General features: G+C 37.4%; 17 protein-coding genes and 1 tRNA gene. 11 read left to right on the top strand and 7 right to left on the bottom strand.

Features of this window, described 5'->3' with window-relative positions; all coding sequences use genetic code 11:
- Positions 1 to 25: 25 nt before the first annotated feature.
- Positions 26 to 331, top strand: coding sequence for a hypothetical protein (locus HPY74_00875; GenBank protein NSW89230.1), 306 nt, complete (start codon positions 26 to 28; stop codon positions 329 to 331).
- Between the two features lie 85 nt (positions 332 to 416).
- Positions 417 to 2318: a beta-N-acetylhexosaminidase gene (locus HPY74_00870; protein NSW89229.1), complete on the top strand. Its 1902-nt coding sequence runs from the start codon at positions 417 to 419 to the stop codon at positions 2316 to 2318.
- 280 nt (positions 2319 to 2598) lie between these two features.
- Here the strand turns inward: HPY74_00870 and HPY74_00865 are convergent, their stop codons facing one another.
- Positions 2599 to 2964, bottom strand: coding sequence for an ATP-binding cassette domain-containing protein (locus HPY74_00865; protein NSW89228.1), 366 nt, complete (start codon positions 2962 to 2964; stop codon positions 2599 to 2601).
- Between HPY74_00865 and HPY74_00860 the strand changes: the two genes are divergently transcribed.
- Positions 2889 to 3728 carry a glycoside hydrolase family 127 protein gene (locus HPY74_00860; protein ID NSW89227.1) on the top strand — a complete coding sequence of 280 codons (840 nt, stop codon included), beginning with the start codon at positions 2889 to 2891 and terminating at the stop codon, positions 3726 to 3728. The two genes, HPY74_00865 and HPY74_00860, sit on opposite strands and share 76 nt — an antisense overlap.
- A 392-nt stretch (positions 3729 to 4120) precedes the next feature.
- Here HPY74_00860 and HPY74_00855 read toward each other — a convergent pair whose 3' ends face one another.
- The gene (locus tag HPY74_00855) at positions 4121 to 4489 is read right to left on the bottom strand and encodes a hypothetical protein (GenBank protein ID NSW89226.1); all 369 of its coding nucleotides are present in this window, start codon (positions 4487 to 4489) and stop codon (positions 4121 to 4123) included.
- A 277-nt stretch (positions 4490 to 4766) separates the two neighbouring features.
- Here HPY74_00855 and HPY74_00850 point away from each other — a divergent pair, with 277 nt between their 5' ends.
- Positions 4767 to 5774, top strand: a complete 1008-nt coding sequence (locus HPY74_00850) for a hydroxyacid dehydrogenase (protein NSW89225.1) — start codon at positions 4767 to 4769, stop codon at positions 5772 to 5774.
- Positions 5775 to 5927: 153 nt separating this feature from the next.
- Positions 5928 to 6866, top strand: a complete 939-nt coding sequence (locus HPY74_00845) for a carbohydrate kinase family protein (GenBank protein NSW89224.1) — start codon at positions 5928 to 5930, stop codon at positions 6864 to 6866.
- 114 nt (positions 6867 to 6980) lie between these two features.
- Here the strand turns inward: HPY74_00845 and HPY74_00840 are convergent.
- Positions 6981 to 7056, bottom strand: a tRNA-Glu gene (locus HPY74_00840).
- Positions 7057 to 7196: 140 nt separating this feature from the next.
- Between HPY74_00840 and HPY74_00835 the strand changes: the two genes are divergently transcribed.
- The 3 genes from HPY74_00835 to HPY74_00825 are packed head-to-tail and all read left to right on the top strand — an operon-like array spanning position 7197 to position 9260.
- Positions 7197 to 7445: a ribbon-helix-helix protein, CopG family gene (locus HPY74_00835; protein ID NSW89223.1), complete on the top strand. Its 249-nt coding sequence runs from the start codon at positions 7197 to 7199 to the stop codon at positions 7443 to 7445.
- Complete coding sequence (locus HPY74_00830) at positions 7426 to 7839, top strand: PIN domain-containing protein (GenBank protein ID NSW89222.1); 414 nt, start codon at positions 7426 to 7428, stop codon at positions 7837 to 7839. Before HPY74_00835 ends, HPY74_00830 begins: the two co-directional genes overlap by 20 nt.
- On the top strand, positions 7836 to 9260 hold the full coding sequence (locus tag HPY74_00825; GenBank protein NSW89221.1) for an RsmF rRNA methyltransferase first C-terminal domain-containing protein: 1425 nt from the start codon (positions 7836 to 7838) through the stop codon (positions 9258 to 9260). Before HPY74_00830 ends, HPY74_00825 begins: the two co-directional genes overlap by 4 nt.
- On the opposite strand, the gene HPY74_00820 is transcribed toward HPY74_00825, so the two are convergent.
- From HPY74_00820 to HPY74_00805, 4 genes are all read right to left on the bottom strand, one after another.
- Complete coding sequence (locus HPY74_00820) at positions 9257 to 10186, bottom strand: hypothetical protein (protein NSW89220.1); 930 nt, start codon at positions 10184 to 10186, stop codon at positions 9257 to 9259. The genes HPY74_00825 and HPY74_00820 overlap by 4 nt on opposite strands.
- Before the next feature lie 23 nt (positions 10187 to 10209).
- On the bottom strand, positions 10210 to 10440 hold the full coding sequence (locus HPY74_00815) for a glutathione S-transferase N-terminal domain-containing protein (GenBank protein NSW89219.1): 231 nt from the start codon (positions 10438 to 10440) through the stop codon (positions 10210 to 10212).
- 110 nt (positions 10441 to 10550) lie between these two features.
- Complete coding sequence (locus HPY74_00810) at positions 10551 to 12272, bottom strand: AMP-binding protein (GenBank protein NSW89218.1); 1722 nt, start codon at positions 12270 to 12272, stop codon at positions 10551 to 10553.
- A gap of 258 nt (positions 12273 to 12530) precedes the next feature.
- Entirely contained in the window at positions 12531 to 12722 is a 192-nt protein-coding gene (locus tag HPY74_00805; GenBank protein ID NSW89217.1) for a zinc-ribbon domain-containing protein, read from the bottom strand.
- 419 nt (positions 12723 to 13141) lie between these two features.
- On the opposite strand from HPY74_00805, the gene HPY74_00800 reads away from it, so the two are divergent.
- The 3 genes from HPY74_00800 (at position 13142) to nagA (ending at position 15673) form a co-directional block, all read left to right on the top strand.
- Complete coding sequence (locus HPY74_00800) at positions 13142 to 13912, top strand: glucosamine-6-phosphate deaminase (protein ID NSW89216.1); 771 nt, start codon at positions 13142 to 13144, stop codon at positions 13910 to 13912.
- A gap of 101 nt (positions 13913 to 14013) precedes the next feature.
- Complete coding sequence (locus tag HPY74_00795; GenBank protein ID NSW89215.1) at positions 14014 to 14334, top strand: cupin domain-containing protein; 321 nt, start codon at positions 14014 to 14016, stop codon at positions 14332 to 14334.
- Positions 14335 to 14464: 130 nt separating this feature from the next.
- Positions 14465 to 15673: an N-acetylglucosamine-6-phosphate deacetylase gene (gene nagA, locus HPY74_00790; GenBank protein NSW89214.1), complete on the top strand. Its 1209-nt coding sequence runs from the start codon at positions 14465 to 14467 to the stop codon at positions 15671 to 15673.
- Positions 15674 to 15679 lie beyond the last annotated feature (6 nt).

Here is a 15679-nt window from a genome sequence, read left to right as displayed (position 1 = left end):
CTTTTACCATGCAAGTGAGCACAAAATTGAACATATTAAAGTCCAAGCTCAAACAGGTATCAGTGCATTAAGTGTGGGACCAGGCGTTGATATAGCTGACGTAAAGCAGGCTGTTGGAGACAAAGTATGTTTGATAGGGAATATTGACCCTATTAATGTACTGATGAATGGCACTCCGGAAAAAGTTAAGGAAGAGGCGAAAAGAATTATTGAAGCTGGTGGCAGGAATGGTGGATATATATTCAACAGTGGAGAAATGATTCCCAGGATGACTCCGGAAGAAAATATGATTGCAATGGTAGAGGCTGGGCGGGAATTCGGGAAATATTAGTTCAATTGTTCAGCTGCTGTACTTTGGTTATTATTTTAATGCTAATATTAATTTTAATACAGGATTAATAGTTAGGGGGATTATAATGAAGCTTTCATTTAAAGGAGATATTTCTGGTCTTAATAAAGGGATTGAAATATTTTCCGGCATGTTTGGTTTTGAAGTATGCCCGGAAGGTCTTGAGATTAATGTAGAAAAGGTTCAGAATAATCTTATAAGTGTTGTAAAAAAGGGAAAGTCTGCAGTTATTAAGTATAAAGAAAGAATTTATTTTTTCAGAGCTCTTGGACTGTTGATAGAAGCCTTCCAGGAAGCAGATACTTTTGAGATACAGGAAGAGCCTCAGTTTACTATGAATGGTGTTATGTTCGATGTATCACAGGGTAATGCCGTAATAAATATTGATAATGTAAAAAAGATAATCAGATATATGGCAGCCATGGGCCTGAATATGCTTATGCTGTACTCTGAAGACAGTTATGAGATAAAGGATCAACCATATTTTGGATATATGAGATCAAAATACAGCTATGAAGAGATGAAAGAGATAGACGACTATGCTTATGCTTTCGGAATTGAGGTAATACCGTGCATACAGACACTTGCACATTTGATAGATGTTTTAAAGTGGGGATGTTACAACGATATTAAAGAAGATGACGATACACTCTTGGTAGGTTATGAAAAGACTTACGAGTTTATTGAAAAAATGATAGCTGCAGCATGCGAACCTTTTAGGACAAAAAGGATCCATATAGGCATGGATGAAGCATGGAAACTTGGACAGGGAAACTACCTCAAGTTAAACGGCTATCGCAATAAATTTGACATAATGAACGAACATCTTACGTATGTGCTTAAGATAACAGAAAAATACGGGTTGAAGCCGATGATATGGAGCGACATGTATTTCAGAGCAGCATCCAGAACAGGGGACTATTATGACATAAACTCTGTTATACCAAAAGAAGTGATTGACATGGTACCAAAAGGGGTTCAGCTTGTTTACTGGGATTACTACCACTCGGATGAGGATTTTTACAACGAGTGGATAAAGAGGCACAGGGAGTTTGGGTCTGATCCAATATTCGCAGGAGGTCTATGGAGCTGGACAGGTTTCACACTTAATTATGGTATAACCTATGCTAACACAAATGCTGCACTCAACGCTTGCAAGAAGCAGGGAATAAAAGAGGTATTTGCAACAATATGGGGCGATGATACTACCGAGTGCAATATATATACCAACATGGTAGGGTTACAGCTTTTTGCCGAACATGGGTATTCCAAAGTGCTGGATGAAGAGAAATTGAAGAAAAGGTTCAAATTCTGTACGGGGACAGACTATGATGACTTCATAAGCGTTAAATACATTGACGAGGTACCTGGAACCCAAAATGGCAACACTAATAACAGGAACACGAGTAAATACCTTATGTGGCAGGATGTTCTCCTTGGCCTATTTGACAAGAATATTGAGGGGTTACCCTTAAGCAGTCATTACAATGATTTAGCGAAAAAGCTAAGCGTGTATGCTGGAAGGAATGGGGATTTAAATTTTGTTTTTGAGTATTTGAGAAGAGTAAGTCTAGTATTGGAACTAAAGGCTGAAATGGGGATAAGGATAACAAATGCCTACAGAAATAAAAATAACGTGGTACTTGAGGAGTTAGCCCAAAAAGAGCTACCTGAACTGATAAAAAGGGTGAAGAACTTAAGAGAATATCACAGAAGTTTATGGATGATGATCAACAAACCATCTGGATGGGAGATACTTGATCTCAGGTATGGTGCACTGCTTATGAGGCTTGATACTGCCATAGCGAGAATTAACGACTATCTGCAGGGTAAGATAGACCGGATAGAGGAACTGGAGCATGAAAGGCTTTACTTTAATGGGGTGGAAGGCTTGGTTCAGTGTAATGTTTATAACAGGATGCCATCTCCCAGCCGGATATCTATAACGACTTTCTATTCATTCATGTAGAGATATAATGTAGAAATATAAAGGGAGCTTTAATGGGTGGTGGCATTGATATAATTTGACATTAAAGCTTTTATCTTAATTTTTTGGATCTCCCAACTCATTTTATCAAATCAATGCCTCCGCTATAAGGAAATTCCCAGATAAAGCCCCTGGAAATGAAAATTTCATTATCATCATTCATATAGACTGGTAAAACATTGCTTGTATTAACCGGTAAAACTGCAAAATAGATGGTGTTTCAAGTGTAGAGATTGATGAGAATATTGTAAAGGTAAGTAGTTCAAGGGATGTAAACAACTTTGATAAAATAATCCTCTACTTTACAGAAAACAACATACCTATGAAACATTGAAAACAGTTCATTTATCTTTTCGGTATCAGGTTTTACATTTCTTATAGAAAAAGGGAAGTTGATGTTTTCTATTACTGTATCACCAAAAAGATAAGGTGTTTGGAAACAATATACTATCCTTTTCCTCAATTCCGTAGGGCTGTATTCGGTAATACTTTTGTCTTTGAAGGTTATAGTACCAACGGTGGGACTGATTAAATGGCTGCAAAATTTAAGAAATGTGCTTTTACCGCACCAACGGAGGAGAATCAAACATATTCGGGCTTGAACCAAATTATGGATGCTGCACGGCAAACCTCAGCCAACCCTGGCCAAAGCTTGCCATGTCTATTTTTATGCAAAGCCAGGACGGACTGGCTGTTCCAATCTACGCACCCTGTACAGTAAAAACTTCAGTAAACAATGCAAAGGTTTCTATAACCCTAGATACCGGGTACCCTTTCCGCGAATCCCTGGATTTTAAGGTAACGGTTGACCGTGAGACTGGATTTGCACTATGGCTGAGAGTGCCTGGATGGGCTGAAGGTGCCTGTCTAAAAATCGGGGGGCGCTCAATTTCCTTGAAGAATGGAGATTATTACCGTCTTGAGCAAGTATGGAGTGGGGAAACCTCCTTTACTCTTCACTTCCCAATGCATCCCCGTATTGTAAGCCGGCCCAATAATCTCTATGCCGTAACCCGGGGTCCTCTGGTATACTCGCTTCCCATTGCGGAACGCTGGGTAAGAATTAACCGGGATATCCCAGGCCGCGAGCCTCCTCACTGTGATTACGAAATATATCCTGCTACACCGTGGAATTATGGCCTGTGTCTTGATAAAAATAATCCAGAATCCGGCATCCGGTTTGAGGAACTTCCTATAGGAGACTGTCCCTTTTCTCCCGGGGGAGCCCCGGTAGTAGCCCATGTTCGTGGTAAAAAGGTAGATTGGGACAAGAAAAACGGTTGTGCTGCCCCCTACCCTGGAATGGATCGGGTTTCCAATGAAGAAGAAGAACTCCGGCTTATCCCTTACGGCTGCACAAACCTCCGCATGACTGAAATGCCGCTTTTATAAAAGCTTTATTGATATCTCTGCATCCAGGCAAACGATACCATTGTCCCAAGGTACAGACTGTTTCTTCTGCCTGCCGTGGGCTATTCCGATAAAGGCTAATCAATCAATACTCTGATGAAAACATGAGGTTATAACCTAAAGCCTCGCATTCATTTAAAGGGGAATCCGAATGAGGAAGATAAAAGCAGGAATAGTAGGTACGGGTTATATATGAAATCTCAGTTTAAATTTTCAGTAGGGCCATGGAATATCCAGGAAGGAACGGATACCTTTGGTCCCGAAGTAAGAAAGACCATTGCATTTGCAAAAAAAGTAGAGAAGTTTAAAGAAATAGGGACGCACATTTTTTATTTGAGCTTAATGCGTCCCCCTGTTGCTATTAATTCGCCTTCTTACTTGAACGGGAAAGCCATTGTTGTCATTAAAGCCATCTCTGCCTGGGAGGTATCCATTCTGCTATACTGGGCAATTATTTCCACATCACTCATTACCATCATTGCGTAAGGTACATCCATGGGTACACCTTCACCATTTTCGTTCTTTAACTTATCCATCCTGATATGATTTGTTCTTTCAGCCTTGCAAACAGCTTTAAAACCCCGCATACAATCCCTGTCTTCAAAGTATAAGGTTATTTCGATATTGGCATCCTTTTTTCCGGGGTTCAGCACGCATATAGCTTCATGACTCTTAAGATTTCCAGTGCTTGTTGAAGGGTAATAACAATCGGGCACAAACCACACTTTTGCACCAACATTCATTTCCATTTGCAACACATCTCCTTTTCTTAAAATGACATTGTTTGCTTACCAGATAATCGAAATTATTTAATATTTACCTATAAAAATTATAACAACTTTGATAGTGTTATTCAACTTATTTAGAGAAGGCAACCTTCTTTTAAAATTATATAAAATAAAATATGGTAATAAAAGTTAATAGCCTAAAGTTTACATACTTTGATTTGTTATGTTATCATTATATTAACAATATCAGAAAAAGTGTAACCGGATAATTTATTGAGATAGGAGGAATCCTATGGTAAAAGCAGTGTTCATGTCGCAAGGGCGTAACAGGGAATTGATAGACAGGGTCTACACCCGGGAAAGTATAAGTAAGATAAGTAAATATGCAGTAATATACCCTGAGTTGGTTGCGAAGGAAAACCTGGGGGATCACAAAGAGTACCTCAAGGACGTGGAGGTTGTATTTTCGACATGGGGTATGCCTGTGCTATCGGAAGAAGAAATTGAGCAATACCTTCCCGAGCTGAAGGCAGTGTTCTATGCAGCAGGTAGCGTCCAACACTTTGCCCGCCCGTTCCTTAGTAAAGGTATAACCATAGTAAGCGCATGGGTAGCAAATGCAGTACCGGTTGCCGAGTATACGCTGGCGCAGATCCTATTGGCAAACAAGGGCTTTTTCCAGAATGCCCTCAAAACAAAAAAGGATTTTCATTCAGCAAAGAAGTATTCGGAGATGTTCACTGGCAATTATTTTGCCAAAGTGGGAATACTAGGGGCAGGTATGATAGGAACAAAGGTCATAGAGCTTTTAAGGCATTTTAACATCGAAGTACTGGTATACGATCCGTTTCTTTCCGATGAAAGGGCAGAGAAACTGGGAGTGAGGAAATGCACTCTGGTTGAGATTTTCTCCCAATGCCAGACAATATCAAACCACATAGCAAACCTTCCAGCCACAGTAGGAATGCTCAATAGGGAGCATTTCAGCAACATGCTGCCGAACGCCACATTTATAAATACCGGACGGGGCGCCCAGGTAGTAGAGAAGGATTTAATCGAGGCATTGAAAGCAGTACCCACAAGGACGGCTGTTCTTGACGTGACTGATCCTGAGCCTCCAGCACTTGACAGTGAACTTCGAAAAATGGAGAATGTAATTCTCACATCTCACATAGCCGGCAGCATGGGCAGAGAAGTTGAAAGGATGGGATGCTATATTGTAGAAGAATTTATACGTTATGTGGAGGGTAAAGAGCTGAAGTACAGTGTGACACTGAAAATGCTGGAGACGATGGCGTAAAAATGCCGCTAAAATGCAAAATACCATATAAGTAAACTAAAATTAAACTATAAATGCCTATGCATTGTAATAATGCTTATGGTAAAATAGAATATAAATAAAACAATTGGCAGGTATTGTGCAGTAATAAAACATGGATAGGGGGCGCTTAAAATGTATGATGTAGCATGTGTTGGAATACTTGTTGCAGACGCAATAGCGAAGACGGTTGATAAGTTGCCGGCAAGGGGAAAACTTAATCTGGTAGATCAACTGGACTTGTACACCGGGGGGTGTGCTGTAAATTCAGGTATAGCCATGGCCAGAGTAGGGCTTAATGTGGCTGTTATCGGTAAGATTGGCAATGATGGATTCGGCAAATTTATTTATAATACTCTCAAGGAAGAAAAAGTAAATGTAGATGGCCTGGTGATTGGCCCAAACTCCAGCACATCAGCTTCAGTGGTGTTGGTGGATTCAGGCGGTGAAAGGTCTTTTTTGCATTGTCTTGGTGCAAATGCTGAATTTACTGATACTGATGTAGATTTTAATATAATTGAAAAGTCAAAGATAGTATTTATTGCAGGTACTATGTTAATGCCGAACTTCGATGGGGAACCTTGCGCCAGGGTATTGAAAAAGTCAAAGGAGATGGGTAAATATACAGCACTGGACACTGCATGGGATTCAAAGGGACGTTGGATGAAAGTTCTTGAACCATGCATGGAATATATAGATTTGTTTATGCCCAGTTATGAAGAAGCAGTCCAGCTAAGCGGTAAAGAGGAACCTGAAGATATTGCGGACGTTTTCCTTTCCATGGGAGTCAAAACAGCTGTTGTAAAGCTTGGTAAAGATGGGTGTTTTATTAAAGATTCAGGTGGGGAAAAACACAAGATACCTACATATACCGATATAAAACCTGTTGATACAACAGGGGCGGGGGATTCTTTTGCTGCAGGCTTCTTAACAGGAATTTCAAAAGGTTGGAGCCTTTATGAATGCGGGAAATTTGCCAATGCTGTTGGTACACACTGCGTCATGGCAGTAGGAGCATCCACGGGCATAAAGAGTATGGAAGAAATAAAGGCTTTTATGGCAAAATATGAATAGAGGGTATATGCCGGAATACACAATGATTAATAAAGTAAGCTACTAGCTGAAAACAGCAAAATAGCCAAGGTATTTAACCTTGGCTATTTTGCTGTTGTAATTGTGACCTTCTGATGGTGACCCATAGGGGATTCGAACCCCTGTTTCCGCCGTGAGAGGGCGGTGTCTTAGGCCTCTTGACCAATGGGCCATTTTATTTTATTCACAAAAACATTATAGCATGGCACGAAGATTATTTCAACAGAAATTTTTATTTATACTACGTAACCTTGACATCGATTTTAAAATAAGATACACTTGTAATACAAATTGCATTACAGGAGTGATACTATGACAAGTATAAGATTGGGAGAAAAATTAGAAAACAAATTAAACCTTGCTTCCAAAAGAGAAAATAAGTCTAAGTCTGAAATTATTAAGGAAGCACGGGAAATTTATTTAACTGATTTAGAAAAACAACAGCACCCCTATGAATTAGGGAAGGAGCTTTTTGGCAAATATGGGAGTGGTAAAGGTAATTTATCAAAAGAATACAAAGAAAAAGTAAAGGAGAAAATCCGTGAAAAAATACCTCATTGATGCAGGACCATTAATAGCCCTTTTTGATAAAGACGACAGTTATCATGATAAAGTAAAAAGCTTTTTTAAGACATTAGAGGGAAGGCTAGTAACTTCTTTGCCGGTTATAACTGAAGTGTTGCACCTACTCGATTTCAATGTAAATGTGCAATTAGATTTTTTAAAGTGGATTGAACGCGGTGCTTTAAAAATATATCCTATAACAAAAGACCATATTTCTAAAATTATTGAACTATCTGAAAAGTATAGAGATATGCCTATGGATTTTGCAGATGCGACAATGATTGTGATATCGGAGATTGAAAATATTAGGGATATAATTACCTTGGATTCCGATTTCTATGCATACAGAAATATAAGAAAGGAAGCTTTGAACAACATACTGCCGCTATGAAATTACCGGATGAGTTTTTAGAAAAAATGAAAGCTCTTATGAATGAAAAAGAATACGAAGAATTTGTTTTATCTTTTGATATGCCCAGGCATTACGGGCTCAGGGTTAACACTTTAAAAACAAGTGTTAGCCGTTTTATAGAAATATCTCCCTTCAAGCTTGAAAAAGTACCATGGACCAAAGATGGATTTTACTATAATGAAGGAGATAATCCGGGAAAACATCCTTTTTACCATGCAGGTCTCTATTATATACAGGAACCCAGCGCCATGCTTCCTGCGGAAGTATTGGATGCAAAGCCAGGCGAATATATACTTGACCTTTGTGCCGCACCTGGGGGAAAGACTGTACAAATCGCTGCGGGAATGATGGGGGAAGGGCTACTGGTGGCAAATGATTCAAATCCCGCCCGGGTAAAAGTCCTGGTAAAAAATATTGAGCTTTGTGGTATAAGAAATGCGATAGTTACAAATGAACTGCCCTGCAATCTTGCCGTTAAGTTTCCGGAATTTTTTGATAAAATACTTGTAGATGCTCCATGTTCAGGAGAGGGAATGTTCCGTAAAGATGAAAATGCCGTAAAAAGTTGGGGAAAATATAAGTGTGAAGATTGTTTCGATATTCAAAAGGATATACTGGAGTCTGCCGATAAGATGCTAAAGCCGGGTGGCAGGCTTGTTTATTCCACCTGCACTTTTTCACTTGAAGAAAATGAAGAGGTGATATCAAGTTTCTTAAAAAAGCATGATAACTATGAACTGCTTGAAGTGCCTTTGCCTGAGGGTGCAGAGAGAGGAAGGCCTGAGTGGGCCGGTGGAGACGAAAGGATAGCTAAGGCTATACGCCTTTGGCCCCATAAGGTTAGGGGAGAAGGGCATTTTGTTGTCCTATTAGCCAAAAAAGGCCAAAACGAAAATTATTTATCTATTCAAGAAAAGCATGATGAACTTAAGAAAATGTTGTCAAAAGAATACCTGGAAATTTTTAAAGAATTTATGCATAATAATCTTAACATGGAAATTGAAGGTCACTTTACCCTGACAGGCAATAATTTATATTGTCTCTCAGTACCATTGCCTGATTTAAATGGCATAAAAGTGGTAAAATTTGGATGGTATCTGGGTAGATTTTCGAAGAGTTTAATGGGTACAAATAATTTAAAGAATATGTTTGAACCCTCACACTCCATGATTATGTCCTTAAGGAAGGGAGACCTCAAAAATGTTGCGGATTTCCCGTCAGAGTCTACCGAAATAATTAAATATTTAAAAGGTGAAACGTTATTGGTTGGAGGAGAAAAAGGGCTTATTGGTGTGTGTGTTGACGGGTTTACTGTAGGATGGGCAAAGCAAACGGGAAAAATGTTAAAAAATCTATATCCCCATGGATGGAGGCAAATTCCTTCAGGTAAAAAAAGTTAATCCCATTGATCAAATTTTTTAACGGCAAAATCTATTATATCTTCGTTGGTATAGTAAATATCCGGGCTTATTCCTTGCCCCTGGATATTTGTTCCATTGGGAGTATACCAAAGCATAGTGGTGGCTTTAACAGCAAAACCTTTTTTTAAGGGCATGGTAAACTGTCCTATGCCTTTGCCGAAAGTTTTATCGCCTATCAGAATTACATTATCCAGGTTATCATGTAATGCTGCTATAAAGTTTTCTGATGCACTGGCCGTATTTTTATCCTGGAGTATAACTATTTTATTGTTAGAAAGGATTTTCCCTTTCTTTGCTTTAACGGTTTTTGAAAAAAGTCTCATTCTGTCGGTGGCTATAACACTGCCCTTGGGAAGGAATAAATCGGCCATTGCATACATTGCAAAGGTATCACCACCGTAATTACTTCTTAAATCTATTATAAGGTTAGGATATTTTTTTATTTCTTCGATGTTGTCTTCTATAAACTTCCTGGTATGGATGGAGAAATTGGTTATATGAAGATAAACAGTGTGATTATCCAAAACCTTTAATTGTGACTGTAAGGCTTCTTCTTTTTCTTCTTCTTTATATTTTTTATAGTGTTCAGGGGTATAAAGGTATGTATAACGGTCATTGCCTATTTCTTGTATTCTTTTTGTAACGACAGATATCACTACATCATCAAAATAATTAAAATACCGACCTCTTACATCTCTTTTCAACTCATCATTATATAATTTATCCAGGGTATCGGTATATATATAATGCTGTGTAATAAAGTGTTTAAAAACCAGGTAATCATAGTTTAAGTATATATAAATACTTATGAAACCAATAAATAAAATAAAAATTACCAGTAAAATAAAAAACCTTTTTTTATATTTCTTTAATTTATCTTCGGTAGTTAATATTTTTTTCTTCAATATAACCTCTCTCCTAAAACCTGCTACAACTTTAATAATTTATCAATAGCATCCTGGTTAAAGCCCACTACTATATTGCCGTCAATATCAATTACCGGTACCCCTCTTTGACCGGATTTTTGGACCATTTCTATGGCAGCATTCCTATCTGCCGATACGTCTAAATCTTCAAAAACTACGTTTTTTGAAGCAAGATATTTTTTGGCCACTGTACACCAGGGGCATGTGGGTGTTGAATATACTTTAACTTTCATATAATTACCTCCTAAAAAATTTCGGTTATTATACAATATACCCCATATGGGTATGTTGTAACAAAAAACTTAACTTAACTTAACTAATTATGTTAACTCAACTTGTTGTGTTAATTCATTTTTTCCATATAGCGCTTTATTTTCTTCGTTGTAGTCTTTGCAAATTCATTTTCACGCAAACTAAAGTCTCTAATATATTTATACATTACAAGTTTTTTATTTACTTCTTTAACTTCTTTTTTTATTAAATTATAAATTTCTTCGTCGGAGAGGGCCTGGTCTTTAAAATCTTCCTGTATTTTGTCCATGTCGGGGACTATTACCGCTGAAACTACGACATCACCGTAAACTTCATCATTTTTTCCGTAAACTAAAGATTCTTTAATATATGGGCTTCTATTCAAAAGGATTTCAATTTCTTCCGGGTAAATATTTTTACCGTTTTTTGTAACTATAACATGCTTCTTCCTTCCTGTAATATGTATAAATCCGTCTGTATCAATATATCCCAGATCGCCGGTATAAAACCACCCGTCTTTCAAAGCTTTTGATGTTGCTTCTTCATCCTGATAATAACCCAACATAACATTTTTTCCTTTAACTATGATTTCACCCACTCCTTCTTCATTAGGATTATCAATTTTTACTTCTAATCCGGGAAGGGGAAGGCCGGCTGCGTCATCTTTGAAGTACACATCTCTATTTAGTGTAACTATCGGGCTGCACTCGGTAAGTCCATACCCTTGTATAAATGTTAAACCAAAGTCCCTGAAGCCTTTTGAAACATAGGGATCAATAGGAGCAGCCCCACTTATAAACAGCCTTATATTACCACCAAAATTATTATATATGGGTGCAAATAACCTTTTTGTAATATCTATACCTAACTTACGCAAAAAATTACTTATTTTTATTCCTGTTTTAAGTTTATTGGCTGATCCGCTTTTTGCAGCTTGTTCCCATATTCTTTTATATATGGCTTCAAAAATTAATGGGACTGCGAGCATTACTGTAGCTTTTGATTCCTGGAGATTCTTTAGTATATGCCTTAAGCCCTCGCAGTAAGCAATTGCGGCTCCTCTGTAGAGGGGGCATAGAAATCCGCAGGTACACTCGTATGTATGATGTATAGGTAGTACTGATAGGAAAATATCCGTAGGATCAATATATGTCATTGAACTCATGGCCATAAGATTGGTGCATATATTTTCGTGAGACAGCATTACCGCTTTGGATTTATCGGTTGTTGCGGAAGTAAATAATAGAATATTCATGACTTTTTCATCAATTTCTGCATCAATAAAACTTTTATCTCCTTTATCCAGAAGTTCTTTCCCTTTTTCAAGCAACTTGTTGAATGCAAGAATACTGTCATCATCTTCTATGCCGTCCATGTTTATGTAATATTCTACAGAGTTGTTATTTCTGATTATTTCCTTTATTTGAGGATAAATACTGCCTGAGAAAATGATTGCATTTGCTTCGGACCTTCTGAGGAGATTCTCAATTTCGTTCTGCGGAAGGTCTTTATCCAGAGGGACAACAACTCCTGTCCCATTCACAACTGCTAGATACGATATTGCCCATTCATACCTGTTTTCACCGATTAAGGCGATTCTTTTATTTTTTAAACCTAAATTTAAAAGTGCAGTCCCTATTGCATCCAAGTCATACTTAAACTGTTTATAGGTTATAGGACTGTAATTATTGTCGTTGCCGGACTTATTCTTTACTAAAAATGCGGTTTTTTCTCCAAAAATATCTACACTTGAATTAATCATATCCTTCAAGTTTCTAATGGGTCTCACGTCGTAAAGAGGAATATTTTTCATAATTATTCACCTCCCGAGTATTAAACATTACAATATTAAACCAATATTAAACATTGCAATATTAGTATTATATAAATATTAAATATATATAAATATATATTTAATATATTTAATAATATAATATATATTAAGAAATGTGAACATGTAATTTTTATGTATTCCCGTATGTATTCCCGATCCAATAATTGATTGAAGTATTCCAAAACTAAATAAAGGAGAGTATACACTCTCCTTTATTTAATAATGTGGCAATTAATTTTACCTGTTTTCACCAAATCTACGAGAACCGAAGCCAGCATTATTTCTTCTTTGCTGTTTTCTTGCTCTTCTACACTCAGGACACCTTTGCGGTTCGTTCTGAAAGCCCTTTTCTTTGTAAAAGGCCTGTTCTCCTTCGGTAAAAACAAATTCACTATTGCAATCCTTGCAAATAAGAGTCTTATCTGCCATACAAACACCTCCTTAATAATTGGAGATTTAATTAACTTGACTATTATCTCCAAATTAATTAAGGAGGATAAGGTCTATAGGTTAATTAAATCTATACTAATAAAGGAATTATATCATATCTATATTATATATTCAAGATATTCAAGAAGATTTTTTATAAAATCCGTTTGAATGCATAGGAGGCAGTTAGTCTTCCGGTTCAAAAGGATTTATTATTTTATATTACTTGCCATTTCAGTAATTTTGATGTAAACTTAATATAGTAAACGATTACTACTAAATACTTATTCACATATGATTTGGAGCAGTGACAATGGGCAGAAGAAACGTTTATTAATGTCGATAGTTATAAAGCATATAAATTACAAAAAATTGTATTAATGATAAGCAAAACACTGAAATATAGGAGGTTATATTAAATGAGTAAAATTAAAGAAATGAAAGTTGACAGTTTAATTGTTAAGGTATTTGACTCAAGACAGGCCCTGGGAGAAGAAGCTGCAAAAGAAGCAGCCGTTAAAATCAGGGAGCTTCTTCAGGAAAAGCAGGAGATTAATATTATTTTTGCTGCTGCTCCTTCTCAGAACGAATTTTTAGCTTCGCTGGTAAAAGAAAAGGATATTGACTGGAGCAGGATTAATGCTTTCCATATGGATGAATATGTAGGAATATCTAAAGATGCACCACAGGCTTTTGGAAATTTTCTTAAAGAGAGGATATTCGGCAAAGTAAGCTTCAAATCGGTAAACTATATTGATTTAAGTGCCGAAGACACGGAAAAGGAATGTGAAAGGTATTCCACTCTATTAAAGCAATACCCTACTGATATTGTATGTATGGGTATAGGAGAGAATGGACATATCGCTTTTAACGATCCTCCTGTTGCGGATTTTAACGATAAGAAACTTGTAAAGGTTGTAGAATTGGAGGAAAAATGCAGGCAACAACAGGTAAATGACGGATGTTTCAAAACACTGGACGATGTGCCCAAGTATGCGATAACACTCACAATACCGGCTCTTATGGCAGGAAAATATATTTTTTGTATGGTTCCGGGAAACACGAAAACAGAAGCCGTTACCAATACAATTAAGGGCAGAATTAGTGAAGAATGCCCTGCATCTATTTTGAGGAAGCATGATAATGCAATACTTTATATTGATAAGGACAGCGGAAGAAATGTATTATAAAAAATGTATTATAAAAGAGGTTATTAAGAAAATAGATATTGGTATTTTTATCAATAGTTGTAATGGAACAAATTATGGTTCATTGAAAGGAGGATATTAACATGTTGGTAAGAAAAATATGGGAAGAAGGCGAAATAGCAGGAGCAATAAACAGGCTTTTAGTAAAAAGAGAGGAAACAGAAACTATTGCATTGGGATATGTACAGGTAGAGAGCGGGAATTCCACAAAAATTGATATACATGATGATGAAGAAGAAATATATGTTATACTTAAAGGACGGGCAATACTTATGGTTGGAGATGAGAAACAGGAAGTGGGTCCTGGTATGGTTGCTTATGTACCAAGGAACAAGAGACATAATATGACGTGTATTTCGGAAGAAAACCTGGAGTATCTGTATTTTGCAAACTGGCCCAAGTAGAAATACCTTGGCAAAACATCGCCAAACTTCTCAAGAATCCCGTGGCTTTGCTGTGACAGAGTCAAGCAAATGCAGATATACTTGTATGCATATAAAAAACTACATGTTTAGAAAGTGAGAGTGTGGCTGTATGGGAAAAATGATGATTGTTAATGCAAATGTGATAACACCTTTTAGGATTATTAAGAACAGTTGTGTATTAATAGAAGAAGGGGAAATAATTAAGGTAGGAGAAGAAGAGAGTGAAGTAAACGATAGTTATTGTAAAACAAACAATGGCTGTTGCGAAATAGTGGATGCAGAAGGCAAGTATGTAGCACCCGGGTTTATAGATATTCATACACATGGGGGAGGAGGACACGATTTCCTCGATGGTACGGTTGAAGCATATCTTGGAGCTGCAGAAAAGCATGTACAGCATGGCACAACTGCCATGGTACCTACTACCACTACAAGCACAAATGAAGAATTAAAGAAAACTTTTGAGGTTTATAGAAAGGCTAAACTGGAAAACAAAAGAGGCTCACAGTTTTTGGGCTTGCACCTGGAGGGTCCTTATTTTTCCATGGCCCAGAAAGGTGCACAGGATCCAAGATTTATAAGGAATCCGAAACCTGAAGAATATAAGGAGATATTAAGCTGGACCGATGATATAATCAGGTGGAGTGCAGCCCCCGAATTGGAAGGTGCTCTGAAGTTCGGCAGGTATTTAAAGAAAAGGGGTATTCTTGCTTCAATAGCTCACACTGATGCTATTTATGAACAAGTATTGGAGGCTTTTGAAAATGGGTTTACCCATATTACCCATTTGTACTCAGCTACATCCATGGTAAGGAGAATAAATGCATACAGGTATGCCGGGGTTGTAGAGGCAGCTTATTTGATTGATGAGATGACTGTCGAAATAATTGCTGATGGTTCTCACCTGCCTGCAAGCCTTTTAAAACTCATATATAAAATTAAAGGTGCAGACCGTATTGCTTTAGTAACGGATTCTATGCGCGCTGCCGGACTACCTGAAGGTGAAAGCATTATCGGAAGTTTGGAAAACGGCATGCGGGTTATTGTTGAAGATGGGGTTGCAAAGCTTCCCGATAGGACAGCCTTTGCAGGCAGTGTGGCGACTGCTGACCGACTGGTGCGGAATATGGTTAATTTAGCAGGTGTTTCCCTTATAGATGCGGTCAAGATGATGACTCTAACTCCAGCGTCAATTATTGGTGTAAGCAATAATAAGGGCAGTATAGTACCTGGAAAAGATGCTGATATTGTAATATTTGATGAAAATATAAACGTTGAAATGACTATAGTTGGCGGTAAAATCCTGTATAAGAAATAATTGGGA

This window comes from Bacillota bacterium (genome assembly GCA_013314855.1).
Taxonomy (GTDB): Bacteria; Bacillota; Clostridia; order Acetivibrionales; family DUMC01; genus Ch48.
The sequence above is the reverse complement of the archived record's forward strand: the minus strand, read 5'-3'. Positions and strand labels throughout refer to the sequence as shown.